The 24,534-nt window shown below is 44.6% G+C and carries 24 protein-coding genes; 8 read left to right on the top strand and 16 right to left on the bottom strand.

Annotated features, from left to right (window positions below):
- Positions 1–153: 153 nt before the first annotated feature.
- From ACQ4XT_RS01750 to ACQ4XT_RS01765, 4 genes are all read right to left on the bottom strand, one after another.
- Positions 154–891 carry an amino acid ABC transporter ATP-binding protein gene (locus ACQ4XT_RS01750; RefSeq protein ID WP_446852241.1) on the bottom strand — a complete coding sequence of 246 codons (738 nt, stop codon included), beginning with the start codon at positions 889–891 and terminating at the stop codon, positions 154–156.
- A 9-nt stretch (positions 892–900) separates the two neighbouring features.
- Entirely contained in the window at positions 901–1,599 is a 699-nt protein-coding gene (locus tag ACQ4XT_RS01755) for an amino acid ABC transporter permease (protein WP_446852242.1), read from the bottom strand.
- A complete protein-coding gene (locus ACQ4XT_RS01760; RefSeq protein ID WP_446852243.1) occupies positions 1,586–2,416 on the bottom strand; it encodes an amino acid ABC transporter substrate-binding protein in 831 nt (276 codons plus the stop codon). Before ACQ4XT_RS01760 ends, ACQ4XT_RS01755 begins: the two co-directional genes overlap by 14 nt.
- A gap of 140 nt (positions 2,417–2,556) precedes the next feature.
- Positions 2,557–3,543, bottom strand: coding sequence for a DUF3231 family protein (locus ACQ4XT_RS01765; RefSeq protein ID WP_446852244.1), 987 nt, complete (start codon positions 3,541–3,543; stop codon positions 2,557–2,559).
- A 169-nt stretch (positions 3,544–3,712) separates the two neighbouring features.
- Here ACQ4XT_RS01765 and ACQ4XT_RS01770 point away from each other — a divergent pair, with 169 nt between their 5' ends.
- The gene (locus ACQ4XT_RS01770) at positions 3,713–3,886 is read left to right on the top strand and encodes a hypothetical protein (protein WP_446852245.1); all 174 of its coding nucleotides are present in this window, start codon (positions 3,713–3,715) and stop codon (positions 3,884–3,886) included.
- A 54-nt stretch (positions 3,887–3,940) separates the two neighbouring features.
- Here the strand turns inward: ACQ4XT_RS01770 and ACQ4XT_RS01775 are convergent, their stop codons facing one another.
- The 4 genes from ACQ4XT_RS01775 to ACQ4XT_RS01790 form a co-directional block, all read right to left on the bottom strand.
- Positions 3,941–4,084 carry a hypothetical protein gene (locus ACQ4XT_RS01775; protein WP_446852246.1) on the bottom strand — a complete coding sequence of 48 codons (144 nt, stop codon included), beginning with the start codon at positions 4,082–4,084 and terminating at the stop codon, positions 3,941–3,943.
- 43 nt (positions 4,085–4,127) lie between these two features.
- Complete coding sequence (locus ACQ4XT_RS01780) at positions 4,128–4,592, bottom strand: divergent PAP2 family protein (RefSeq protein WP_446852247.1); 465 nt, start codon at positions 4,590–4,592, stop codon at positions 4,128–4,130.
- A gap of 168 nt (positions 4,593–4,760) precedes the next feature.
- Positions 4,761–5,189, bottom strand: coding sequence for a cell wall hydrolase (locus tag ACQ4XT_RS01785; protein WP_446852248.1), 429 nt, complete (start codon positions 5,187–5,189; stop codon positions 4,761–4,763).
- A gap of 70 nt (positions 5,190–5,259) precedes the next feature.
- Positions 5,260–5,955 carry a phosphatase PAP2 family protein gene (locus tag ACQ4XT_RS01790; protein WP_446852249.1) on the bottom strand — a complete coding sequence of 232 codons (696 nt, stop codon included), beginning with the start codon at positions 5,953–5,955 and terminating at the stop codon, positions 5,260–5,262.
- 187 nt (positions 5,956–6,142) lie between these two features.
- Between ACQ4XT_RS01790 and ACQ4XT_RS01795 the strand changes: the two genes are divergently transcribed.
- On the top strand, positions 6,143–6,598 hold the full coding sequence (locus ACQ4XT_RS01795) for a hypothetical protein (protein ID WP_446852250.1): 456 nt from the start codon (positions 6,143–6,145) through the stop codon (positions 6,596–6,598).
- Between the two features lie 336 nt (positions 6,599–6,934).
- Here ACQ4XT_RS01795 and ACQ4XT_RS01800 read toward each other — a convergent pair whose 3' ends face one another.
- Both ACQ4XT_RS01800 and ACQ4XT_RS01805 read right to left on the bottom strand, forming a co-directional pair.
- Positions 6,935–7,396, bottom strand: coding sequence for a UPF0158 family protein (locus ACQ4XT_RS01800; protein ID WP_446852251.1), 462 nt, complete (start codon positions 7,394–7,396; stop codon positions 6,935–6,937).
- A 22-nt stretch (positions 7,397–7,418) separates the two neighbouring features.
- Entirely contained in the window at positions 7,419–8,609 is a 1,191-nt protein-coding gene (locus ACQ4XT_RS01805; RefSeq protein WP_446852252.1) for a YecA family protein, read from the bottom strand.
- Between the two features lie 271 nt (positions 8,610–8,880).
- Here ACQ4XT_RS01805 and ACQ4XT_RS01810 point away from each other — a divergent pair, with 271 nt between their 5' ends.
- Positions 8,881–9,939, top strand: coding sequence for an SDR family oxidoreductase (locus ACQ4XT_RS01810; protein WP_446852253.1), 1,059 nt, complete (start codon positions 8,881–8,883; stop codon positions 9,937–9,939).
- 130 nt (positions 9,940–10,069) lie between these two features.
- Here ACQ4XT_RS01810 and ACQ4XT_RS01815 read toward each other — a convergent pair whose 3' ends face one another.
- Both ACQ4XT_RS01815 and ACQ4XT_RS01820 read right to left on the bottom strand, forming a co-directional pair.
- Positions 10,070–10,525, bottom strand: a complete 456-nt coding sequence (locus tag ACQ4XT_RS01815; RefSeq protein WP_446852254.1) for a flavodoxin — start codon at positions 10,523–10,525, stop codon at positions 10,070–10,072.
- Positions 10,522–10,869 carry an IDEAL domain-containing protein gene (locus ACQ4XT_RS01820; protein WP_446852255.1) on the bottom strand — a complete coding sequence of 116 codons (348 nt, stop codon included), beginning with the start codon at positions 10,867–10,869 and terminating at the stop codon, positions 10,522–10,524. The genes ACQ4XT_RS01815 and ACQ4XT_RS01820 overlap by 4 nt, the downstream gene beginning before the upstream one ends.
- A 253-nt stretch (positions 10,870–11,122) precedes the next feature.
- On the opposite strand from ACQ4XT_RS01820, the gene ACQ4XT_RS01825 reads away from it, so the two are divergent.
- The gene (locus ACQ4XT_RS01825; protein ID WP_446852256.1) at positions 11,123–12,907 is read left to right on the top strand and encodes a S9 family peptidase; all 1,785 of its coding nucleotides are present in this window, start codon (positions 11,123–11,125) and stop codon (positions 12,905–12,907) included.
- Positions 12,908–12,955: 48 nt separating this feature from the next.
- Here the strand turns inward: ACQ4XT_RS01825 and mmuM are convergent, their stop codons facing one another.
- From mmuM to ACQ4XT_RS01840, 3 genes are all read right to left on the bottom strand, one after another.
- On the bottom strand, positions 12,956–13,885 hold the full coding sequence (gene mmuM / locus ACQ4XT_RS01830) for a homocysteine S-methyltransferase (RefSeq protein WP_446855546.1): 930 nt from the start codon (positions 13,883–13,885) through the stop codon (positions 12,956–12,958).
- A 332-nt stretch (positions 13,886–14,217) separates the two neighbouring features.
- Positions 14,218–14,805 carry a class D sortase, LPxTATN-specific gene (gene srtD / locus ACQ4XT_RS01835; RefSeq protein ID WP_446852257.1) on the bottom strand — a complete coding sequence of 196 codons (588 nt, stop codon included), beginning with the start codon at positions 14,803–14,805 and terminating at the stop codon, positions 14,218–14,220.
- A 187-nt stretch (positions 14,806–14,992) separates the two neighbouring features.
- Positions 14,993–17,182, bottom strand: coding sequence for an ATP-dependent helicase (locus ACQ4XT_RS01840; RefSeq protein WP_446852258.1), 2,190 nt, complete (start codon positions 17,180–17,182; stop codon positions 14,993–14,995).
- A gap of 194 nt (positions 17,183–17,376) precedes the next feature.
- On the opposite strand from ACQ4XT_RS01840, the gene ACQ4XT_RS01845 reads away from it, so the two are divergent.
- The 3 genes from ACQ4XT_RS01845 to ACQ4XT_RS01855 all read left to right on the top strand — a co-directional run bounded on the left by ACQ4XT_RS01845 (position 17,377) and on the right by ACQ4XT_RS01855 (position 20,403).
- Positions 17,377–17,550: a hypothetical protein gene (locus tag ACQ4XT_RS01845; RefSeq protein ID WP_226593866.1), complete on the top strand. Its 174-nt coding sequence runs from the start codon at positions 17,377–17,379 to the stop codon at positions 17,548–17,550.
- Positions 17,551–17,725: 175 nt separating this feature from the next.
- On the top strand, positions 17,726–18,886 hold the full coding sequence (locus ACQ4XT_RS01850) for a DUF4317 domain-containing protein (protein ID WP_446852259.1): 1,161 nt from the start codon (positions 17,726–17,728) through the stop codon (positions 18,884–18,886).
- Positions 18,887–19,209: 323 nt separating this feature from the next.
- Positions 19,210–20,403, top strand: coding sequence for a cation:proton antiporter (locus tag ACQ4XT_RS01855; RefSeq protein WP_446852260.1), 1,194 nt, complete (start codon positions 19,210–19,212; stop codon positions 20,401–20,403).
- Between the two features lie 42 nt (positions 20,404–20,445).
- Here ACQ4XT_RS01855 and ACQ4XT_RS01860 read toward each other — a convergent pair whose 3' ends face one another.
- Positions 20,446–21,819 carry a hypothetical protein gene (locus ACQ4XT_RS01860; protein ID WP_446852261.1) on the bottom strand — a complete coding sequence of 458 codons (1,374 nt, stop codon included), beginning with the start codon at positions 21,817–21,819 and terminating at the stop codon, positions 20,446–20,448.
- Positions 21,820–22,179: 360 nt separating this feature from the next.
- Here ACQ4XT_RS01860 and katG point away from each other — a divergent pair, with 360 nt between their 5' ends.
- Positions 22,180–24,414: a catalase/peroxidase HPI gene (gene katG / locus ACQ4XT_RS01865; RefSeq protein ID WP_446852262.1), complete on the top strand. Its 2,235-nt coding sequence runs from the start codon at positions 22,180–22,182 to the stop codon at positions 24,412–24,414.
- The last annotated feature ends 120 nt before the right edge of the window (positions 24,415–24,534 follow it).

Below are 24,534 nucleotides of genomic sequence, written 5' to 3' on the forward strand. Positions count from 1 at the left end.
GTAAAGAATATTCAAACAAATCCATACCCTGTAACAGTTTAAAAGGAATAACGTCCTGAACTCTAGGGAATAGCGACTTAACGACCAAGCACCTCTCCCTGGATCAGCCCATGAGATTCAACCACAAAAAAAGCCAGGCATTAGCGCCTGACTTTACTTTCGTATCCGGTTCAAAAACTGCTGGGTACGCGGTTCTTTCGTTTGTTGGAAAATCTGCTCCGGCGTCCCCTGCTCGACAACTTTCCCCTGATCCATGAAAATGACCCGGTCAGCCACTTCTTCTGCAAAGCTCATTTCATGGGTGACCACGACCATCGTCATCCCTTCTTCCGCAAGCTCCTTCATAACATCAAGAACATCGCCGACAAGCTCAGGATCGAGAGCCGAGGTAGGCTCATCAAACAAGATGACTTCCACTCCAGTAGCTAAGGCACGAGCAATGCCGACGCGTTGCTGCTGGCCACCGGAGAGTTGATGCGGATAGACATCCAGCTTCTCACCAAGACCGACCTTCGTTAAGATATCCGTCGCTCGTTCGCGTGCTTTCGCTTTGGATACCTTTTGAACAGTCACAGGTCCTTCCATCACATTTTCCAGTGCGGTGAAATGTGGGAAAAGGTTATGGTTCTGGAACACCATGCCGGTCTGTTTTCTGAATTCGACGATTTGTTTTTTCCTAGATGGTTTGGAAAAATCCATCGACTGGTTTCCTATCGTGATTTCTCCCTCTTCCGGCGTCTCCAGAATGTTCAAAGACCGGAGCAGCGTCGTTTTCCCCGAACCAGAGGGACCGATGACAACAACCACTTCCCCGCGGTCGACATCCATATTGATATTCTTCAGTACGTGTAAATCACCAAAAGATTTGTTGAGGTCTTTGACGGTAATCATGGCAGCCTCCTATTTTGCGACATATTGATCCAACCTGTTCTCTACACGATCCTGTACGAAGGAAAGTCCAATACAAATGATCCAGTAAATCACGGCTGCTTCGGTATAGACGAGCAGAAAGTGATAGTTTGTTGCTGCGATTTCCTGAGCTTTTCGGAACATTTCTGTGTACGTAATCGTTGATGCTAACGATGTATCCTTGATCAAGCCGATGAACGAGTTGGACAATGGCGGGATCGAAACTCTCGTAGCCTGAGGAAGTACAACCCGGCGCAGAGCCTGGAAATTTGTCATTCCGATGGAGTGAGAGGCTTCCCACTGCCCTTTTGGTATGGACAAAATGGCCGCACGAATAATTTCAGAATTGTAAGCTCCCATATTCAAGGAAAAACCGATGATGGCAGAATACAATGGGTTAATCGTCACTCCCACAGAAGGGAGCCCGAAAAAGATGATGAACAACTGCACAAGCAAAGGTGTTCCGCGGATGATCGACACATAGGCACGTGCGATCCACTGGAGCACTTTCATATTTGAAAGCCTCATAAGAGCAGTAAGCACAGCCAATACCAAACCAATAGCAAATGTGATCAACGTCAACGGAATCGTATAATAGAAAGCCCCTTTCACCAAAGGGAGAAAAGAGCTCACAATAATATCGATATATTTTTCCATCTCAGGGTCTGTAAAGATATTACTTAGATACATCTTCACCAAACCACTTCTCAGAAATCTCAAGGTATGTGCCATCGTCTTTCATTTCCTGAAGTGCTTCATTGACCGCTTTTACAAGGTCTTCATTGCCTTGACGGAAAAGCAGGCCACTTTGAGAAGCATCATCCTGACGGGCAGCGATCTTCACAGGTGCATCCTCTCGGTTGTTTAAATAATCAAGGACGGACAAACGATCATTGACAGTCGCTTCCACTCGTTTCGTCGCAAGCAGCTGCATAGACTCGTTGAATCCTTCCACACTTGTAATTTCTGCTCCATTTTCACGGGCAATGTCCGCATAATTACTTGTCATCGATTGGGCAGAGTTGACACCTTCCAAATCCTCAAAGCTCTGAATGGATTCGTTGTCTTTATGAGTAACAACCACGGCAGAAGATTGAATATATGGATCAGAAAAAGAATACTCCGCCTGACGTTCTTCTGTAATACCGACTTGGTTTGCAACCATATCGAAACGTTCCGCGTTCAGACCCGCGAACATAGAGTCCCATTTCGTTTCGTTGAATACAGGTTTGACGCCAAGACGATCCGCTACTTCGCGCGCAATCTCTACGTCAAAACCAGTCAATTTATCATTTTCATCGTGGAACGTATATGGACGATATGTGCCTTCTGTACCAATCACCAATTCTCCACTTTCTTTAATCTGTTCAAGCAAGGTCTGCTCAGAAGCATCGGAATCATTTTCTCCCTCGGAAGAAGAAGCCTGATCGTTTTCTTCACTGCTTCCACAAGCAACGAGAACCATCGCTAAAAAACCTATAGATAAAAGCAAAACAAACTTTTTCACTTTAAAATCCCCCTTAATTCCAAGTAAGTTGATATGTTTTAATGACTTTTATGATGTTAAAGGATAGTGGAGAGGATGTCAATATATAAATCTTGACATAAGAAAACCTGACGAACGAGATCGCCAGGTTTACATTTCATTCAATGTTTAATGGTTTGAGGTGGTTCCTCCATCCAACCATGTTCAATCATGATTTTGGCACCTTTATGAGCATACTCAAAGATATCCTTCATAAATACAGTTAACTTTGCCGGCAGGTCATTACGCAGACTGAACGCCGTTCCTAAAGAATTTCCCCCTAATGAAAAACTGCAGAATAAGCTCACACAGTACATCATGATTTTATCCGAAAACGGAGGAATTTTAGATGTCGTCACATTCCCGCCAGCTGTTGCTGGGGTTTGAATATCGTTCTGCAATAAAATCTCACTCATTTCTTTAACCAGGCCTTTCGCCAATTCTCCACCTCTGTAAAAATAATCGCTGGCATCTTTATGGGTAGCAGATTGAGCGAATCCCAAAATCATATGCATCCCTGTAACATTCGATTCGATGGAGTGGTGGATATGAGCGATTTCGACCGTGTTCAACGCCCGCTTCCCTTTTACAGGATTGATCATCCCTAAGTAATTCGGCCCTTTTGCATGCTCGACCTGCTTTTGTACGGCCACATAAGGAGCTTTTGGCAGATAACCTTTAGTCAGTAAAAATTGCGTACAATCGTCATAACACTTTTGAGTGATCCGGGTCAGTTCCTGATACAGCAATGTGACGTCTGGACGATAAGACATCGTTAAATTCAATGTGTGCATGCCCATGCTTATTTCTTTCACCAAACGCAGAAACATAATATCAAAACCGTTATCATAAAGCTTCGGTACCCCTTTATTTACATCGTCATGTGTAAATCCGATGGGAACAGGGACGTCTTCCGCCCGGAACATAGATTCAATTTTTCCAACATACGGCTGAATGCTTGATCTCAAATTCGTCATGATCTGTTTGGCTTCTGCATCATCCGCTTGTTCTATAAAATACTCAAGCATTGTAAGAATCATCGTCTTCTGCTGATAAGTCATCCATAAAGTTCCGATTTCCGATGAGGATAAACGAGGGCTTTCTGGCATTTTGAACTCCTCCAATTTGGATTGCATTCAGTCATTCACTGCAATAACCGTGCTTTTTCCTTAGTCTTTTCAAACTGGTCTAAATCATTCATGAATAAGGATGAAAAGTGAGACATAGGGAAAGGATTCTTGGAGAAATTAATAAAGAACCATCAGGAGGAGGATGATTATGAGTAAAAATAGTGAAAGCAGAAAGAAAAACAACCCAAAAGGCAGAGACCGCGGATCAGCCAATCAGAAGCTGCAAGCAGCTCTCGAGGGTCGGAACAAAGAAAACGATCATTTATCCGCTGCCTATATGAATAACAATACAGCAGCAGTAGATGTGAACGAAGATCAATAAGAGCTGGACGTAAGAAAAGGCCTGTCCCTATTTCGGGCAGGCCTTTGTTTATCATCATTTATTATCTTGCTTACGAGCAAGCATTTCTCTCACCTGATTGTAGGAAAGTCCTGATTGCTCATTTCGCCTTTTCACTTCACTCACATTCGTTCCAGAACGTGCAAATACATCTTTCCCAGGATTGTTCGGTCGGTTCATTCGAATCACCTCCTGGTCTTACTTTTCGCTCAACCGGTTTTTCTTATCCTTCCAGCTTTGCAGAAAAATACCCAAGAGCCGCTCCCAGAATGGCTCCGCCCAGTACTTCAATCGGTTGATGTCCGAGCAGCTCCTTCAGTTCCTTATCACGCTCTACGAAATCAGAGCTCGGAAAATCAACAGAAATCGCGGCAAAGTTATCTTCGAGATCGTTGACCAGTTGAGCAATTTCACCTGTATGACGCCTGATCCCTTGAGCATCATACATAACGATGACACCAAAAATCGTAGCGAGGGCTGTCTCCGTATGGCGTGATCCCTTGTTCGCGGCGATATAAGTCGCAAGCGCTGATACGCCAGCCGAGTGGGAACTTGGCTGGCCGCCTGTCGTGGCTATCTGCTTCACATCCCATTCGCCGGTCACCTTTTTATGGGTGACAATTTTTAAGGCTTGTGCAATTCCAATCGCCGATAAAGCTGTAATAATTCCTCGATTCATCTTCTCCATTCTTGACCCTCCACTTCATGAACATCTATATATGTTCATACCCTCTGTATATGGTTTTATTCAGGAGGATGTAAGAATCATAAAAGCTTCTATTCCCTTATCAGGATTTTCAATGGTTACATAAAAAAGCTGACAGGCTCCACTTACGCCTATCAGCCTTACTCATAATTAGAATGTATTATAAATCTCATCACATTCGCCCGCGACAGGTTCATAAAAACAGTGAGATTTATATCGTCCGACCTGACTTTGACCATACCATGTCGGCGGACAGTTCCCATCCGGTCTGAAGTACCACAAACTGTACTTCGCCGGCCAGCTCCTATATCCCTTCACGTTTCTCCTTGCCAGACGCCTTTCACTTTCCCGGGCTCTTTGGTAGTACATGCCGTGCTGCAAGGCTTCAAATGCTTTCGGTTGATTGATCACCTCCGGCAGGGTACTGACACCTTTGAAATCAGAACAGTTCACTCTTGCGCGATTTACGGTCACAGCCCCTACATGCAGCATGCCCTGCTTCCCTTCCCCCACAGCCTCCGCGCGGAGTAACCGTGCCAACATGTCGATATGTTTACTTGGAGCTTTAATTACACCCATGTGATCGCCCCCTTTTTGCTCGCTTCTTTATATCTATTCAAAAAAAGAGGAAGCATGAAAAAAGAAGGGATTATGACAATCGTTGTCTCCTTCGCTGATGCCATAACGTCACTTCAAGAGCAGTAAGACAAATGAGCAGCCAGGCTAAACCAAACAAATAACCTGCCACAACATCTGTAAAGAAATGAACCCCTAAATATACACGGGTTACGCCGATCAAGATTGCGATGAGGGCCAAGACTACATTGATGGTCCACTTCCACTTAGGTTCAAGCTTACTGATTGCGAAAAGATAAATAATGAAACCATAAAAAACGAGAGCACCTGAAGCATGGCCACTCGGAAAACTGGAAGTCGCGCCGTGATAATCGCCTTTGAACGTTGGTCGGTCGCGGCTGGAGAATGATTTCAACCCTGCCGTAAGCCCACTGACTCCCCCCATGGCGAGAATGAAATACACACCTACCCAGCGACTGAATGGCGAAAAGAACAACAAATACACAGCAATAATAAGTGAAACAATCACCATAAAAATAACGGAACCAGCTTTAGATATCCCTTTTGCAAGCGGTTCTGCCCCTCCAAAGGAAGACGCACGCACTAAATCAAAAGCCTGCTGGTCAACAGCGAATTTTTCTTTCTGTAAAATGCTGGTTGTTAAATCAATGAAGAAATAAATGCTCACCCCGAGTGAAATAAACCCGATTAGAATAAGTAGTACAGATGTGATAGATAAATCCGATAGTTTCGTTCCAGAAAATAGCATACCTTCGTCACCTTCTTTTTCTTTCGTGATAAACCATTTCCCTTACCGGTTGAAAATAAACAGCTCATCGCTGAATTTCTCTGATTTTCTCCATATTTTAAAGATATATGAAGAAGGTAAGTATTCAGATGGGCTGCATTGTATCGACAGGGAACCCGGAACATACCCTGGGAGAATGAGGCGCGAGTTGGATCAACGAAACGCGCGCTGGATCGACGAGACGCGCGCTGGATCGTCGGAACGCGCGCTGGATCGTCGAAACGCGCGCTGGATCGTCGGAACGCGCGCTGGATCAACGAAACGCGCGCTGGATCGTCGGAACGCGCGCTGGATCGTCGGAACGCGCGCTGGATCAACGAAACGCGCGCTGGATCGTCGGAACGCGCGCTGGATCGTCGGAACGCGCGCTGGATCGTCGGAACGCGCACTGGATCAACGGAACGCGCGCTGGATCGACGAAACGCGCGCTGGATCAACGGAACGCGCGCTGGATCGACGAAACGCGCGCTGGATCGACGAAACGCGCGCTGGATCAACGGAACGCGCGCTGGATCAACGGAACGCGCGCTGGATCAACGAAAAGCTGGTGGAAACAAAAAAGGAACTCCCTGCTAAGGAAGTTCCCCTTTTATCTTCACGGTAATGATCGGCCATGCCACGCATTTCGAACAGCAGGGTTGAGATGCCATATTCGACAGCCAGGCCATTATGGCTGATCGTTTGTGCCGTTCCACCAGGATTCTTGGAAAGAAGACCATACCCTTTGGACTCTACGGCTTTATAGACAATCACTCCCAATCAATAGGTTATTTACCAAATCCTTTATTCTTTCAGCAAAAAAACTGCTAAATGAACAAAAGTGACTAACTGTTTTTACGACAAAGTCCTATATGTACACATTCCGAACTAGGATCTCCCACCTTTTTTTACAAAATAAAAAGGATCAGACTCTCTTCGGGAATCCTGATCCTTCCTTCACCTATTCTTCATAAGGAATGTCATTATCTTCGCACCATTCCCTTGCGATTTCCACGTAACGACCTGTCTTATACTTGTACCAATCATCCAACAAACCGTGATATTCTACATGCTCCCGGAAGCGGCGGAAAGCCCCGCGTCCACGGATGGCATTGAGAACCTGTTTCCTGACTTGTTCATCTTCTATTGAATAAGAGAAATCCTCCATGATTTCGTAATCATTAATGTCCCATTTGCTGGGAAGTTTCACAAACCTCCCTTCATTATGGACCACCATCTCCGCACTTTTCCAGTCCTCTTCTATCCAATCGATGCGTGTCTCGTATGGCTCACCCATTTCGACTTCGTCATACATCCCCGGAGGAAAATGAACGACAGCAAACGTTTCGCGATCAAAAAAAGTCATATATTCTTCCATAAGAATTTCCAACTCACCAGCAATGTTGTTCAACTTTACCGGCATAAGCACTCCTCCTCCCCCCATGCTATTTTGGTGATCCACAGCATTTTTTATATTTCTTTCCACTTCCACACGGACAAGGTTCGTTTCTACCGATTTTCCTGTCCTGTTTAAAAGGGACGACCTTCTCACGAGTTTCTTCTTTAAAAGCAGCTTGCTTCTGCCGCGACAGTTCTACAGGCTTATGCCCTTTCAACATCCACAACCGGGTATGATTATTGGCGTAAACAAGTGTGTCTGCTACTTGCTGCATGACCCGTTGATCAGGGATTTCAAATACTTCTTGAAAAACCTCAAGCAGCTCATTGATATCCATTCCTTCTTTCAGAAGCCCTTCCAACAAACTGGCATGATCCAAAATCTCTTCTTGATCCACGTCATACGAGGTTTTGACCATTTCTATCAACGGCTTCATCGACTCCGACGGTTCGATCCCTCCACCTGACGCTGCTTTCATTAACTGTTTCTTCGAAAATGGATAATACGGGATTTCAGGGCGAGTTTCATGATGGGTAATCAGTTCTTCTTTTTCTTCAAAATCCAGACCAGCGCTCACAAATCCTCCCGTAACCATATTTAATTCATAATAAGAACAAAGCCGCATCACTTCAAAATAACGCTGGATATCTACTTCTGCCCCGCTAACTCGTTCCAATGTTGAAATAGCGGCACCGTGTTCGATATACCCATAATTATGGAGCATCCCTTTAGTCAAAAGAATCCACTCCGTATTTTCACGGACCTGCTGTTGAAGCTTTTGTCCATCTGCTTCATGGAAAGCTGCTCTTAGTTCTTTCGGAAGGATCCATATCCTTCTCCTATCCTGAATTGCCGGAAACGCCCAGGCTCGACTTACAATTTTACTAGCATAAAAAAAAGAGTGGTCTTCCCCACTTACTCCCTTCTTCCCATCAGCCAACTTTTTTACAAGCTCATAGGCATCTTCATTCAAATAAGATAGAGTCCGATGCAAATGTACGGGAAGAAGTTCTTTCAAATGATCAATTAGCTCCCTCTTATTCATCGAACTCATTCCTTGGAACCCGAAGTTCTTTCTCATCTCATCCAGTTCCATTTTCGTCCGTTGTTGCAATACACCCTCGAGATCATCGAAATCAGGGGAATGATTCCAAAATTTTTGTTCCTGCTTTCTTTGCCTTATCTCTTCACGCTCTTGATCTTCCCTCAAATTCTGAATCATCTGTTCATAATTCATAGATGGCACCTCCGTGGATGAGCTCTTTATGTGTTCATTCTAACATGTTAGATCCCTCATATTCAGGAACGATACAAGGAATAACGACCAATGGACTGTTTCCAATGTTTTCTCATACTTTTTTCACAACATTCCGTTTGCTATATGTTATCCTTGTATGCACTACGAATAATAGTAAGAGCGGTCCATTGTTATAGATTTGGAAATCTAATTCTATTATGAACACCAAGGTTTTATATAGACTGATGAATAAGACATCGGAGGAACTGACATGAACATTTTAATCACAGGAGCGACAGGTTTTTTGGGAAAACAACTAGCACTGAAACTGCTGAAAGAGGGACATAGCGTCTATGCCTTAGTAAGAAGTCTGCGGAAAGCGGAAAACCTTAAGGATGAAGTTCCCTCACACGCCATGGGAAACCTTCACATCATCGAAGGCGATCTATCTCTTAAACATGCGGGAGTCAAGGAAGAACAACTCCAGGATTTGAGAGAGAAGATTGACACGGTTTATCATAGCGCAGCCTTCCTATCCTTTGATGAAAATGAACGGGAGAAGACTTTCAAAGTCAACGTGGACGGAACAAAGAATGTTCTTCATCTGGCGAAGGAAATAGGGGCTGCAAACTTTTATTATGTAAGCACTGCGTACACGCTTGGAATGAAACGCCATGCCTCTGAGCAGTTACACGAAAAAGAGCAGACGTTTGTGAATGCTTATGAAGAAAGTAAGTGTCACGCCGAACATCTTGTACTGAGCTATAATCATACGTTAAATATAAAAATCTTCCGCCCATCCATCATTATTGGAGATTCGAATACCGGGGAAGCGGACACAAGTTTTGCCTTGTATGGAGTCATTCGCGGCCTGGAAATTCTTAAGAAACGCACGGAACGGAAAAAGGAACTTCAAAACCAAACGTTTAAGTTTCTATGTACAGGAGATACGAGTCAAAACTTCGTCCCTGTCGACTATGTGGTCGATGTACTCACGGCGGCTCTGAAAACAAATCATCCAAAAGCCATCTATCACATTACCAATCCTCATCCGCCGACCAATCGTGTGTTATTTGAGATGATCAAGGAGAAACTTGATTTTCACAATATCGAGATGGTTCCGTCTGATTACGATGGTGAACTGAGTAAAGAAGAACAGGTATTCAATGCTCCGATGAGCGTATTCCGTCCTTATTGGAATAAAAACATCAGTTTTGACGATACGAACACCCAGGACCTTCTTATCAAAAATGGAATCTCCCATCTGAATATGGACAAAGCGATGATTGAACGAATTCTATACGGGGAAAGAACTTCAGTCAAAGCATAAAGGCGGGACAATAAAAACGCAGAGGAGTTACTGACTCCTCTGCGTTTTATTATGGTAAAGACTCTTATTTAAAAATGCTGAATCTGTACAAAAATGTTTATAAAATAACACTAGTGTTTTCTTAACCTGACTATGTTTTCACGTTCAAAAAATGGGTGGATACACGCTCTGCAAACTGTGAACATGCCTTCATATCTTCCTCTGTATCCGGATTCATCTCAATCTTCAGCCCTTCCGCTATAATCATCGCATCAGAAGCTTTCAATTGATCTTCCAACAGGTGGACAGCTTCACAAAAACGCGGATAAACGGGATCACCGGAACCAAACACCGCTGCAGCGATTCCTGTTAAATCCACATCAGCCAAATCATCGTAAAAGTCCTCTACCTCATAAGGTAGATCTCCATCATTCCATGTATAAGAACCAATAAGTATTCCGTCATATTCTAATAGCGAAGAGGCTTCTATGTCTTCCAGCTCCTGCATATCTACATCGAAATCTGAATCTAAGTGGGATTTTAAATGATCAGCCATATCCTCTGTATTCCCGGACATACTGGCAAAGCCAATCAGTATTTTCGTCATGATTGACTCCCTTGTGCCACAGCCTCATGATCATATAAATTTTTAAGTTTTTTATACTCCTCTGTATAAAATTGAAATGACTGCTCATTCCGATCATGCAGCGCCTTATCAATTTGGTGCTTTTGGTAATTCATATGCAGCTCTAAGTCCATCCAAGTCATAACGGCCTGCTTTTGATAGAGTTCATCAATAAAATGTGCAGACATGTTGAACGGCTTTTCTCCATTGATTTGGACGATGACATACCAGCCGTTGTTCTCTATATAAAAAGGGTCATTCAATACATATAAACGCTGACCTTTACCAAAGCGAATGGTTTTATGACAGCCACAATGTTTATTCATTCTTTCATATCGAAAAGGTTTGATGACATATAGGCAATTCCCCATGCTTGTGATCACTCCCTTTTGTAAGTATAAGAACATATTAATTGAAAACGATTATCATTGTCAATTATATTTATGTTTCTACTTAAAATCTTCATAAACTTTACGGGAATGGGGAAGACCGTGAACGGATTACAAAAAAAGGGAAAAAGCTAAGTTATGTCGAAAAAGTGTCATATGAGACGAAAATACTCGATTGGAGTTGTGTGCATTGTTAGAATTCCCAAAACCTGATGTAGAACAATTTTTTCAAACGTATGGAATAGAGACGTTTGCTGTAAGCCCGGATGAATCCCAACTTGTCTTCAGTACGAATTTGAATGGCAAGTACAATTTATGGGCGATGGACTTACCCAATGCTTTCCCCTACCCATTAACGTTCCACAACCAAAGCTGTCAGTACATAACCTACGATCCCACAGGCAAATTCGTAATCGCCGTCGTTGATGAAGATGGTGATGAAAATGGACAAATTTACGCGATCCCGCCAGAGGGCGGCCCTTTTCAAACGGTCAGAGAAAAAGAAGGCGCCCAGCACATACACCCTTTCCTATCAGAAGACGGAAAGCAACTGTACTATACGTCCACGAAAGATGATGAAACGTTCATGAAAGGGTATCGTTACAACTTGGAAACCGAAGAGGAAGAAGTGATTGTCCATGGGGAAGACGCCATGACAATTCTCATCGACAAAAGCCCAAAGGAAAAGAGCTTCCTTTATATGAAAGCTTTTTCGAATACATACCGATTGTTTTATGTAAGAATCGGAGACAAACACCTTCTTCTGACTCCTTCTGCCGAGCCACAGCACACGGTATCCGAAGCTGTCTTCGTTTCCGAAAAGGAGATTTACCTGCTTACCAATTATGAAAGCGACTTTTCCTACCTCGCCCGCTTCGACCTTCACACGAAAACTTTTGAAAAAGTCGCGCAGGTGGAGGCGGAAGAATTTATGCAGATGAAATATGATCAAACGACGAATTCGTTGTATATTGTCAGTGAAAAAGGTGTGCGCGACCATCTCTATCGATATAAGCTAGAAGAGAAACAACTGGAAGAATTAACATCTCCCGTCGGTGTCATCGATCAATTAGTCATTGCTGAATCTGGAAATGTGTATCTTCGCGGTGACTCAGCGACTGTACCTGCCAATATATATAAACAAACGGAAAAAGACTGGGAACCATTGACTAAGTACGGCGTTCCAGGCGTGAATGATAAGCATTTGATTACACCTGACTATGTCACCTATGAATCTTTTGATGGGTTAGAAATTGAAGCCTTACTATTTCGCCCGAAACCAGATAGAGATAACGGTCATATGATCCTTTGGCCTCACGGGGGCCCCCAAGTAGCAGAGCGTGACTCGTTCCGTTCTCTTTTCCTGTTTCTCGTTCATGAAGGATACAGCCTTTTCGCTCCGAACTTCAGAGGATCGACGGGCTACGGTCAGACGTTTGCAAAAATGATCGAAGGCGATTGGGGACATGCTCCAAGGCTCGATAATGTCGCTGGTCTCGACTGGTTGATTGATGAGGGATATGCAACGAAAGATCAAATTCTCCTGATGGGCGGAAGTTACGGAGGTTACATGGCACTCCTTCTTCACGGAAGGCATCCGGAATATTTCAAAGCGGTCGTTGATATCTTCGGCCCGTGCAACCTGTTCAGCTTCATAGATTCCGTTCCTGAACACTGGAAGCAGGCCATCGCCCAATTTGTCGGTGACCCTGAAAAGGATAAGGAAAAGCTACAAGAAGACTCACCGATCAACTACCTTGATTCGATGACAAAGCCGATGCTCGTCATCCAGGGCGCAAAGGACCCACGCGTAGTCAAAGCAGAATCCGACCAAGTCGTTGAAGCTTTGAAAGAGAAAAGTAGAAATGTGGAATATATTGTCCTTGAGGATGAAGGACATGGGTTTTCCAAGAAAGAAAACGAAATTTTTGTGTACAGGAAAGTCCTCGACTTCCTGCAACGGCACACTAAATAGAAACAAGAAAAGAAGGGCTGACTTTAGCGTCACCCTTCTTTTTCATCTTTATTTCCACTTCAACGCCAACCCACGAATATGCTCAGGAGTCGTCCGGCAGCATCCACCAATGATCGATGCCCCTCTTTCAATCCAACGCTCAGATGCGTCATCAAAGCTCACCGCGGAACCCTCTCCATGCCACGTATTCGAATCTGGATCATACGTTTCGCCGGAGTTCGGATATATAAGTACGGGCTTGCCTGTATGTTCTTTCAGGACAGCCACTGCATCTGCAGCTCTCTCCATTGGGGCACAGTTCACTCCGACTGCAGCGATTTGCTTGTTGTCATCCAGCTCTTCAGCAAAAGTTCGCAGAGCCGTCCCATCGCTGATTTTCTTTCCATCTTTTAATGTAGAAGACATCCAGGCATACGACTCAGGAAATTCCTTTAATAATGCAGCCAAAACTCTCACCTCCTGGTAAGAGGGGATCGTTTCCATCGCTAAAAGATCTGCTCCTGCTTCAACCACTGCTTTCATTCTCGGACGGTGGAAATCGATCAACTGTTGATCCGTCACCCCGTAACTTCCGATGTATTCCGACCCGTCTGCAAGATACGCTCCATAAGGCCCAATGGAAGCGGCCACAAGCGGCTTCACTTTCTTCATAGAAGACGCTTCTTCCCAATATTCGTCTCTTGCGCTTCTGGCAAGCTCCACCGTTTTCTTAATCAACGATATCGATTGCTTTTCGGAAAAGCCCCGCTCGGAAAAACCAGGAAGCGTCGCCTGATAACTGGCGGTAATCGCACAATCCGCTCCCGCTTTGAAATATTCTTTATGTACGGCCTCGATAGCTTCTGGATTATCCAGCAGAACCTTCGCTGACCACAAAGGATCATCCAAGTCACATCCATATGCTTCAAGTTCTGTCGCTAAAGCCCCATCCAGGACCATAATAGAATCCTGCTCTAGTATTTGTTTGATCGGATCCATATTCATCCGTGATTCCCCCTTCTCCATTATCTTTAATGCTTTTAGGACCTTTCGACAGTGCAGCGTTGCATTCCTGCAAGAGCAATAGACCACCTTCTTCTTAAAAATAGAAGGCAGCCCTCATTGTCATGATTAGGTCCTCACTATTTTTGAATTTCTCCTATGGAACTTTTCCCCTTGTTTTGAACAAAGAGTGGGACCAGGATGGCGCTAAAACTTTGAGTGTTTTCCATGCTTACATTTATTCTAAAGATCGGCCCCTTAGTTCTTCATGTAATGAAAAGCAAATGAAACGCCCCCTCCTTTCATCACAAAAGGAGGGGGGGCAGTCTTTATTGTATTTCCTGCTGTTTCACTAAATCTGCTTCTACGATAAAACGCTCAGGGGCAGCACCTGTAAAGTCGAACGGATAACAGGTGGTGAACGTCAAAGTTGGAGATGATGTGGGAACAAGGAATGAGGTATCCTCCGAGTCCGCCACCCATATTTTATTAATTTGGTATTCATACTCGATGTTGTTTTCCGTCAGATAGATAAAATCCCCTTCCACTAAACCACCAAGACCGGCAAACGTCGTCTCTCTGTGACCAGCAAGAACCGTGTGCTCCCCTTCAGAAGGGGATGATGCAAACGATGGATCAAACATCCCGATTCCTTTCTTTAAGTTATCTGGATCAGCATCGTAATACACAGGATACTTTTTTCCAAGCTTAGGAACTGTCAGCTCTCCGCCCCCTTCATACGTTTCAGCATACACATAGTCCATTGGATAGGAAGAGTCACTCAACTCGTCAGAAACCGTAGAATTTCCGGGCGCCTCCGTCTGCAATCCAGCATCATAGGAAACGAGCTGACTTTGTTTCCACAAAACCACCAAGAGTCCCATTGTTATGAAGATGACGCTAAGTTTTCGGATCATCAGACTTCATCTCCTTTGCGATCAAGTAAACTTCCCTTCTAGGACCTATGTTAAATACTTTTTATTAAGTAAACGATAAGAAGAGATAAAAGGGTTGTAAAAGAATGTAAATGCTTACTGAATGAAATAAAAAAGATGCCAAGATCTCAAAGACCCGGCACCTTCCTGGTGGTTTTAACGTTTCATTTCAACCCTTACTCAATAACCCATTGTCCAAACAAACCTCTAACAAGAGTTCCTTGTAACCGGCTTCTTCAAATTGGATGCCGATCTGGTCGCTATCAAATTCCTTAATCATACCAGGACCGAACTTCCGATGATTGATGTGCCTGCCAATCTCCACATCATCCATTCGAAGCAGGTTTTCGTCTGATAAATCAGGAGCCTGCCGCTTCCGTTTTTTCAGCGTCTTCTTCTCTCCTTCCGGCTGAAGGATCCTTCTCACGTTCATCAGGAAGATCGATTCTGTCACACGTTCACTGCCTTTGTAGTTGTACGTCAGCAACTCAAGGTTTGTTCGTGCGCGCGTCATGCCGACATAAAAAAGACGGACAGCTTCTTCCATCGGTCCTGCTTCTTTATTCCGGTACGTTTCCATATCATCCTTTGATGGAATGACGCCATTGACGAGGTCGATCATGTACACTTTGTCATATTCGAGACCTTTGGCACTGTGGAACGTCGTCAGCGTCAGGGTGCTTTGATTTTTATTGTACTTCGAAGTTTGAAGGAGCTTCTCCAACTCCTTCAAGCGGTCAGCAAATCCTTTCAGTGACCCTAACCCCTCAGCGATCTTTTCCAGAGTGTTCAAGATATTCATCAAGTGTTCCGCATTGAAGCCAAACTTTTCGGACATCTTCTGCAGGGCATGATCGTAACCGAGCTTTTCCCTGATCGTGCGGATGGCCTGGGCGGGCTCCATTTCGTTGATTTCTTTAAAAAGCTTTTTCGCCTTCTTGATGTTCTTGGATTGATAGTCAGGAATGTCCCTCTCCAAAAGCCGATCAAAAACGGACGCCTGGCTGTTTCTCTTTTTCAAAAAGAAGATCTGCTTTTTCGAAATGTAAGCATTGAATTTTGTATGAATACGTTCGAGAATATCGACACGACGGTCATTATAGGAAAAACGCATAAAGTTCAGGATATCCTCTACGACCCAGTGTTTAAAGAACTTCGGATCGATGTCTTTCATGTAAAAATCGATGCCGGCCTTATCAAGCTGATCAGCAATCGGTACAGCCGAAGCGTTGTTGCGGTAAAGGACAGCCACCTCTTCTCCATGTCCTCTCTTTTTCAGCTGCTCAGTGAGATACTTCAATTGCTTTTCATAATTACTTAAGTTTTTGATCTCGATGGGAGTGTGCGCCTCATTTTCCGTGAACATTTCTTTCGCATAACGCTTCTTATTGCGTTTGATGAATTGATTGGATACTTTCACAATATCCTCGGATGAGCGGTAGTTCTGGGACATCGTCAGCACCGTTCCATTCGGATACGTCTCTTCAAAATCCAGAAGTTTATCGACATCGGAGCCGCGCCACATAAAGATCGACTGATCATCATCCGCTACAACACAAAGGTTGTTCTGGGGTTTTGCCAGCAATTCAACGATTTCGTGCTGGACCAACGAGTTATCCTGACTTTCATCCGTCAACATGTACTCAAACTGCTGCTGATATTTGGATAGGATTTCTGCATCGTCCAATAAAATGTGATGACAATACGTAAGCATGTCATCAAAATCAAGCAGCAGCTTAAACGGATCTTTCTTTTTGAACGCTTCATACGATTGATAAATGGCTGAGGCCTGTTTCACCTGACAAGAGACACGTTCAAGCTCTTTCCCTTCAATCATCCGGTTCTTCACAAAACTGATATACCTCATCAGCTCGTCCATCTCATCATCTGTCATCTGCACACCATTGGTATCTTCATACAACTTCTTCAAAATGAACTTCTTATGAAGGGGAACTTCCGGGCCGTCCCAGCCTTTTTTCAATTCTTCATCACTGATGTTTCCTTCAATCAGCTGAAAATCCTGACCATTCTTTCGCAACGACTCTCGGACCACCTTGTATGCGAAACTGTGGATAGTGGAAAAGTGGACCTTTTCATTCGTCAGACCGGAAAAGAAACGATCGAAACGTTCCGACATATCCCGGGCTGACGCTTTACTGAATGTGACCGCCATAATCCGGTCCGGGTCCACTTTTTTCTCAAGAATCAAATAACCGATCTTCATATTCAGTGTTGTCGTTTTCCCTGACCCGGGCGACGCAAGCAAAAGCAGCGGCCCATCCGTGTGCACCACCGCCTGTTGCTGGACCTCATTTAAAAGGACTCCCGTCTCCTGTTCCATTCGCTCAAAAAAATTCATACCTGCTCCTCCTTCCCCATTGCCGTACAACGAAAAAATAGATGGAAGAAGGCACACACGCTTCTTCCATCTATTTTTTCAACTTCACTTATTATACATTGGATTTCGTATCGTTTCTAGATGAATTTCTTCCCTGACTTACATGAGAAATTCATTTCCGATTCATAATAAGAAGGAGACGGAGGTGAACAATCATGGCGAAAAGAACTAAGAAACACGACGCTGAGCAAAAGAACAAAAAGGGATTTGACCCTAAACAAGCCGACACTGAATTTTCTCAGGAATTCGGCAGCGAAGCAGCTAACGAAGCTCACAAACAAGAAGCTAAAAAAGCACGCAAGTCCAAAAAAGCAAAACAAGACAACTAATAAGACGAGGGTTCCTTCATTTAGGAGGAACCCTTATTGTTTAACCATACAAAAGAATAAGGGGTGGAAATCAGTTCGCTCCAATCTGCCTTAGATGACCCGAAATTCTCCATCGGTTCTATCTCTCTGTGTTAAAATGAGATCATCATGGAACGAATTTAGGAGTGAACGATAGATGGACAAAAAAGACATTGCCGGCATCCGCAGGCAGCTTAAAGTCGACAACGACCTACTCAAGATCAAGAACATCTTCAACGTCTATATCATGAAGGAAACGACAGAAATTTTTCATCACCAAAGCCAACCATTTGAAATGCTGGATAAAGACCAGCAAGAGCTGTATATGAACAATTTTAAAAAGCTTCTCACCGGACAGCTTGACGAAAAGTTATTCGAACTGAAATTTCAGCGTGAAGCCGAAGACAGCAGCCAGCTGATTTTACATAAAGGCCTTCTCAGTAACCATGTGGACGACTGGAAGGAACAAATGCTTCAGATGACGGAAAAAATCATCCGTGACAACCCTTATGAGAAGGATGTCGTCATTTCCTTCATCCGTGCAGAATATATGAAACCTACGAGACGCCGCAGTGAAGAGTCAGAGGAAAGCAGCCGCGACGCTGTGTATTCAAACCCATTCATCCTCTGCAGCATCAATAAAACCGAAGACCCGAAAAAAGAAATCCAGTTCGACTATATCGAGAAAGAGTTCAAATATAAAATTGAAGTCGATCCTGTCATCGATCTGAAAAACCCGATGACCGGATTCCTTTTCCCAGGTATTACGGACGGTGCTTCCGATGTGAACCATATCCTCTACTCTGCCGGAAAAGCGAACGAACCGGACTATCGTTTCATTGAAGACGTCTTGAACGGAGAAGAAATCATGACGGCGAAAGAGGATAAAGCCATTTTCGAAGAAGTCATCCGTGATGTCGTCGGGGACCAGTTGAGCCCTTCCACCCTTGCCAATGTGTATGGTGAGATCAACCGTACCGTGGAAGAAAACGAAGACGATGCTCCGCCAAAGCTCGACTACAGAGATGTCGAGCGCGTATTGAAATCGAGTGGTGAAGAAGTGGATTCTGAAAAAGTGAAGCACGCGTTCGCACAGATCACCGACAATGAAGGCTATGAGTTGAAAGCAAGCAGTATCGTACCGAAATACAACTCCAAGTCAATTAAAATCAATACGAAGATCGCCAATATTTCAATCAGCCCCCAGGACCTGCAGTTTGTAAGACAGGTCAATTACAAAGGGAAACGCTGCATCATGATTGAAGTGGAAGAAGATGCAGAAGTGGATGGATTTAAAATGCTGCCGGAGGCTTTCTGAGAGTAAGGATGGCCGTGTCTCGGTTGATATATTTCATTTTTGATTGATATATTTGGATTTAAAGTGATATATTCGAAATTCAATGGATATCTCATAACTTCAATTGATATCCGTAATTTATCCTCAGTGATGAAGGCCTGTGCATTCTTTGTACGGGCTTTTTCTCATACGCAAATCAACCCTGAATCACATGACCGACACCTGTGTGCCTTTCCCCTTCGGTCCGGTCGGCTTCACCTTAGTATCCAGCCATGTAGAATGAGGTTTAATTATTTTTCCCAAAGGATAATGGCAAACCATACATAGAAGAAGGAGGCTCGACCATGTCCATCATTCAAGGAATCCTGCTCTTATTCATAGGCTTTTTCATTTTCACCCTCGATAAAAAGCAAGAAAACATACCTGTACCTACAGTTCTTGTTTTTATTGGAATCGGTTTATCCTTCGTTCCTTACTTTTCTTCCATCGAAGTAACGGAACATATGATTTACCATGCATTTCTGCCCGCTCTCTTATTTGTTTCCGCCTACCGGTTTCCGGCGGAGCAGTTTAAGAAACATATGGGTTTCATCCTTTTTCTAGCTACTGCCGGACTCTTGTTGACGCTCGGAATCTTAGGGGGGCTTGTTTATGCTGTCAGCGGACCTTTCTTCTCTCTCTCTTTGATCGGTGCTTTACTACTCGCTTCCATCCTAACGCCCACCGACCCTGTATCCGTAGTATCCATCCTGAAGAACTCTACCGGAAATGAAAAAATAGCGGATGTCGTAGAAGGAGAATCACTGCTTAATGATGGGACAAGTATCGTAATGTTTTCTGTGCTTCTCGGCATCTATACAAACCGGGAGGAGTTCTCACTCTTGTCATTTACGGGCGAGTTTCTAGTCGTTTCCTTAGGAGGCGCAGGACTGGGCATCTTATTCGGATGGTTGATGAGTAAGGGCATCCATTACACCCACAACAAAGAATATCAGGTGATGCTGAGTATCGTTCTGGCCTATGGCATATTCAATTTGGCCGAAGCCCTTGGAGTATCAGGTGTGATTGCCACCGTATCCGCTGGTCTTATGCTCTCTTTTGAATACGGTCGAACCATAAAAGAAGAACACTTTAAGGATACCTTGGATGGATTTTGGGGAATCGTTGAAATTTCGCTGCTTTCTCTATTATTCCTACTGATCGGTATCAAGTCCGCTCCCTATCTAAGCTCGCCTGTCTGGGGGTTCGCTTTCCTGATCTTTATCCTGTCGATGATCGTACGTTTCCTCATCATCACAGGGAGTACAACCCTTTTCCCCCATTGGCGCAAGGAACTTTCCTGGCGGGAATCTGCTGTCATTTCATGGTCCGGCCTTAAAGGAACGATGTCCGTGTTTCTCATTTTAAGTTTTCAAGTTCAACACACGGGTGATCATGAACCGTTTCTTTCCCTAGCTTTTGCTACAGTGCTGATCTCCCTCGTCATTCAAAGCCTGGGGGTATATCCGTTGTCCAAAAAATTGTTACAAAAAAGCTGATCGGTGGCTTCCGATCAGCTTTTTGCACGATTCTATTTTGATTTAATACACAAGCAGTGTAAGCAATGACACCCCTATGCCCAAGAACCCCAACAAAATACTGTATGGCAGATTTCTCAGCACGATCTGATATGGATTCATCCGTAAAGCTACAGAAGTAATCGTAACAATCAGACCATAAGGGGCGGATGGTACGGTCGCGATCGCACAGGCAGACAGTAGAATCGTCAGCGTGACCTCCGGGAACGTACCGATTAACAGTTCACTGACACCACCAAAGATCCCCATCGTCGCAAGTGGATGAACGCCTAACAGCGTCATCACAAGGAAAGCGGCCTGGATGAAAAGCATAATGAGAAGCGGACTTCCCTCAAGCGCAATCAGAGGATCCTGCAAATACTTCAAGTATGGTGAAGCATTCAACGTTTCCGTCAAAAAGGAAAGCGACAACAGGAGAACGATGAAGTTACTCAAGTGGTTCGTCTTCCATTTCCAAGTCGGCCAGCCGATCTGCAGGAAGCTCCGTTTCCGCTTCACAAGCACCGCCCATGTGAAAGCGAATGGGAAGATCGATACGGTCACAGCAAAAAGAAAGTCCAGCTGGATGACGTTACCTAAAAATACGACCACGGATAAAAACAGGACGAGCGCAACAATGAACTGGACCAGTTTCTTCCCGCTTTTCCCTGTCCCTTTTTCTATGGAAGATGCAGCTTCAATCTCGTATTTACGAAACATCATTTTTCCAATGAATGAATCCATCGAGATACCAAGAACGGCAATCAGCAGCATCCATGGCAGCACCTCTAAATAATTCGCTCCTGTAATGAAAATCGAAGTCGCCAGCAGAATTTCAAGTGGGCTCCACAACAAAGCAAGTGAATACCCACGAAGTGTCGCCATTAAAATGAAGCTGTTCTTCACCTTCGTTTTCACATCTTTCAACTGTTCCTTCAACAAGTCCTGGGAAATGGTGGCGGAAGACAAGTTCAGGAAAGCGGCGAGAGAAACCATGGTGACTTCACTCCGGACATATAAAGAACCAAGTCCTTTGGCGTTACTTCCTAATAAGGATTGCAGGAGTTTGTTATACCTTCCCGCTTTCACGACACTGTTCATCCACGGAAGCATGGATAATAAGAAGAGAAGTCCAATATTCCCCGCAAAAAACGAGGGAATCTCTTGAAAGGTCGTCTCACTCGAGAAAAAGAAAAACGCTCCAGCAAATAAAAGCACCATCCCTAAAATCTGGAACACGCGGTCCGAACGAGGAAAACTGATGGCCAGCATGACGATCCCAAGGATCCCTATGATGGTGTACAAAGTCGAATTGTTCCAAAACACGTGAACGACATTCAAGGCGAACACGAAAGAGTAGAATATGTATAAGTAGTTTGATAGATGACGCACTTTCATTCCCCTATCTCATCGACTGGATTTCTATGTTTGTTTGGGTGCCTCGTTTACTAGAATCAATGCTTTCATGCTATACACAATGGGAATATTTTTCAATGAATTTGTATTTGAAATTCGAAGACATTTCCTTAAATCTACGCGAATCACCCATACAGGCCACTCACTAATAGCCCCCGCTCCTCACTGATTCATCAACAACACAAATCTATTAAAATATGATTCACTTACATACCACTATTAATGAAATAAAATTTTTCCAGCAAATCAGAGGGTTCTTCCTTTCAAAATTCACCCTTTTTTATTATAATTATAATCTGAGAGCGATTATAATTTTTTCACAAATATAGGAGGGTATGATTCATGGACAAGAATGAAATGCATGACAGCCAAGCTGGAAAGTGTCCCGTCACCCACGAAAAAACGAAAGAAGAAAGCGCCGTAACGACAACGAAAGTCGGCACAACGAACAAAGACTGGTGGCCCAACCAGCTGAATCTGCATATTTTACGTCAGCATGATAAAAAGTCGAACCCGATGGGAGAAGACTTTGATTATGAAGAGGAATTCAACAAACTCGATTATTACGCTCTGAAGCAGGACTTGCATGAGCTGATGACTGACAGCCAGGACTGGTGGCCGGCAGACTATGGCCATTATGGACCCCTTTTCATTCGTATGTCCTGGCACGCAGCCGGTACGTATCGTACAGGAGATGGACGCGGTGGTGGTGCCACAGGAAACCAGCGTTTCGCTCCCCTGAACAGCTGGCCGGATAATGCGAACCTCGATAAAGCCCGCCGCCTGCTGTGGCCGATCAAACAGAAATATGGCAATAAAATTTCATGGGCAGACCTGCTCGTACTTACTGGAAACGTCGCGCTTGAATCCATGGGCTTGAAGACCTTTGGCTTTGGCGCAGGACGCGAGGACATCTGGCATCCAGAAGAAGATGTCTATTGGGGAAATGAAAAAGAGTGGCTCGGCGACAATCGTTATTCCGGCGACCGCGAACTTGAAAGCCCACTCGCTGCTGTGCAGATGGGACTCATCTATGTAAACCCGGAAGGTCCAAACGGCAACCCGGACCCACTTGCAAGTGCACGCGATATCCGCGAAACGTTCGCTCGTATGGGAATGAATGACGAAGAAACTGTCGCTCTTGTCGCTGGTGGTCACACCTTCGGTAAAGCTCACGGTGCCGGGGATCCTGATCAAGTCGGCGCTTCACCAGAAGCGGCTGACATCGAGGATCAAGGCTTAGGCTGGATGAGCTCTCACGGAAGCGGGAAAGGCCGCGACACGATCACAAGTGGTGTCGATGGTGCATGGACAGCGAACCCGACCGTTTGGGACAACGGCTATTATGATCTATTGTTCGGCTACGAATGGGAATTGACGAAGAGTGCAGCAGGTGCGAACCAATGGGCACCGGTCAATCCTAAAAAAGAGGACATGGCTCCAGATGCGGAGGATCCATCGGTAAAAGTCCCTACCTTTATGACGACAGCCGATATGGCTCTTCGTATGGACCCTGATTACGAAAAGATCTCCCGTCGTTTCCATCAAAACCCGGATGAATTTGCCGATGCCTTTGCTCGTGCATGGTTCAAGCTGCTTCACCGTGACATGGGACCAAAAACAAGATACCTCGGACCAGAAGTGCCGGATGAAGACTTGATCTGGCAGGACCCGATTCCTACAGTGAAATATGAATTGACGGACGCAGAAGTGGCAGAGTTGAAAGAAAAAATCCTCGACTCCAACCTTTCTGTCAGTGAACTTGTGAAAACGTCATGGGCTGCAGCAAGCACGTACCGTGGATCGGACATGCGTGGGGGCGCGAACGGTGCCCGCATCCGACTCGCTCCACAAAAAGACTGGGAAGTGAATGAACCTCAGCAGCTTTCCAAAGTGCTTGCGGTCTATGAAAGCATTCAAAAACAGTTCGACAAAGAAGTCAGCCTTGCTGATTTAATTGTCCTTGGAGGAAGCGCAGCCGTAGAAAAAGCGGCCAAAGATGCAGGTGTCGAAGTTACGGTTCCATTTGTATCCGGACGCGGCGATGCCACCCAAGAACAAACGGACGAAGAAAGCTTTGAAGTTCTTGAGCCGATGGCGGATGGCTTCCGTAACTATGAGAAAAAGCGATACACGTTGAGCCCTGAGGAACTGCTTGTCGATAAAGCACAGCTCCTTGGTCTTTCCGCTCCGGAAATGACTGTACTCGTCGGTGGTATGCGCGTACTTGGTGCCAACTACAAAGACACTGACTACGGCGTATTTACAGACAAAGTCGGCACACTGACGAACGATTTTTTCGTGAACCTTCTTGATATGGGCATCGAGTGGAAGCCGAGTGATTACAACGAATATGAAGGTCGCGATCGTCAAACAGGCGATCTTGTCAGAAAAGCAACACGCGTCGACCTCGTCTTCGGTTCCAATTCTGTCCTGCGTTCGCTCGGTGAAGTGTATGCACAGGAAGATAACAAAGAGAAGTTTGTCCACGACTTTGTGGCTGCCTGGGTGAAAGTAATGAACGCGGATCGTTTTGATTTGAAGAAAAAGAAAGATTTAGCTTACCATAACGCGTAAGTAAAAAGCAGGAGGCTTCCCGCCTCCTGCTTTTCTTCGTTCATATCTACTCCTCTCCCTCTTTCGCCTCCGTTAACGCTTTACCATAGTTAGGGGACAGGCCCGATCTACATGTATGTT

It is taken from the genome of Halobacillus sp. 12SKB, from assembly GCF_052941655.1.

Coding starts and splice junctions, on each gene's coding strand:
- ACQ4XT_RS01815 (WP_446852254.1), bottom strand. CDS start 10,525: ATGACGAAAATACTGATTGGCTTTGCCAGTATGTCCGGGAATACAGAG.
- ACQ4XT_RS01785 (WP_446852248.1), bottom strand. CDS start 5,189: ATGGGTGTAATTAAAGCTCCAAGTAAACATATCGACATGTTGGCACGG.
- ACQ4XT_RS01790 (WP_446852249.1), bottom strand. CDS start 5,955: ATGCTATTTTCTGGAACGAAACTATCGGATTTATCTATCACATCTGTA.
- srtD (WP_446852257.1), bottom strand. CDS start 14,805: ATGATCCGAAAACTTAGCGTCATCTTCATAACAATGGGACTCTTGGTG.
- ACQ4XT_RS01750 (WP_446852241.1), bottom strand. CDS start 891: ATGATTACCGTCAAAGACCTCAACAAATCTTTTGGTGATTTACACGTA.
- ACQ4XT_RS01845 (WP_226593866.1), top strand. CDS start 17,377: ATGGCGAAAAGAACTAAGAAACACGACGCTGAGCAAAAGAACAAAAAG.
- ACQ4XT_RS01765 (WP_446852244.1), bottom strand. CDS start 3,543: ATGCCAGAAAGCCCTCGTTTATCCTCATCGGAAATCGGAACTTTATGG.
- katG (WP_446852262.1), top strand. CDS start 22,180: ATGGACAAGAATGAAATGCATGACAGCCAAGCTGGAAAGTGTCCCGTC.
- ACQ4XT_RS01800 (WP_446852251.1), bottom strand. CDS start 7,396: ATGCCGGTAAAGTTGAACAACATTGCTGGTGAGTTGGAAATTCTTATG.
- ACQ4XT_RS01780 (WP_446852247.1), bottom strand. CDS start 4,592: ATGGAGAAGATGAATCGAGGAATTATTACAGCTTTATCGGCGATTGGA.
- ACQ4XT_RS01810 (WP_446852253.1), top strand. CDS start 8,881: ATGAACATTTTAATCACAGGAGCGACAGGTTTTTTGGGAAAACAACTA.
- ACQ4XT_RS01855 (WP_446852260.1), top strand. CDS start 19,210: ATGTCCATCATTCAAGGAATCCTGCTCTTATTCATAGGCTTTTTCATT.
- ACQ4XT_RS01775 (WP_446852246.1), bottom strand. CDS start 4,084: ATGAACCGACCGAACAATCCTGGGAAAGATGTATTTGCACGTTCTGGA.
- ACQ4XT_RS01860 (WP_446852261.1), bottom strand. CDS start 21,819: ATGAAAGTGCGTCATCTATCAAACTACTTATACATATTCTACTCTTTC.
- ACQ4XT_RS01770 (WP_446852245.1), top strand. CDS start 3,713: ATGAGTAAAAATAGTGAAAGCAGAAAGAAAAACAACCCAAAAGGCAGA.
- ACQ4XT_RS01840 (WP_446852258.1), bottom strand. CDS start 17,182: ATGAATTTTTTTGAGCGAATGGAACAGGAGACGGGAGTCCTTTTAAAT.
- ACQ4XT_RS01850 (WP_446852259.1), top strand. CDS start 17,726: ATGGACAAAAAAGACATTGCCGGCATCCGCAGGCAGCTTAAAGTCGAC.
- ACQ4XT_RS01805 (WP_446852252.1), bottom strand. CDS start 8,609: ATGAATTATGAACAGATGATTCAGAATTTGAGGGAAGATCAAGAGCGT.
- ACQ4XT_RS01755 (WP_446852242.1), bottom strand. CDS start 1,599: ATGTATCTAAGTAATATCTTTACAGACCCTGAGATGGAAAAATATATC.
- ACQ4XT_RS01820 (WP_446852255.1), bottom strand. CDS start 10,869: ATGAATAAACATTGTGGCTGTCATAAAACCATTCGCTTTGGTAAAGGT.
- mmuM (WP_446855546.1), bottom strand. CDS start 13,885: ATGGATCCGATCAAACAAATACTAGAGCAGGATTCTATTATGGTCCTG.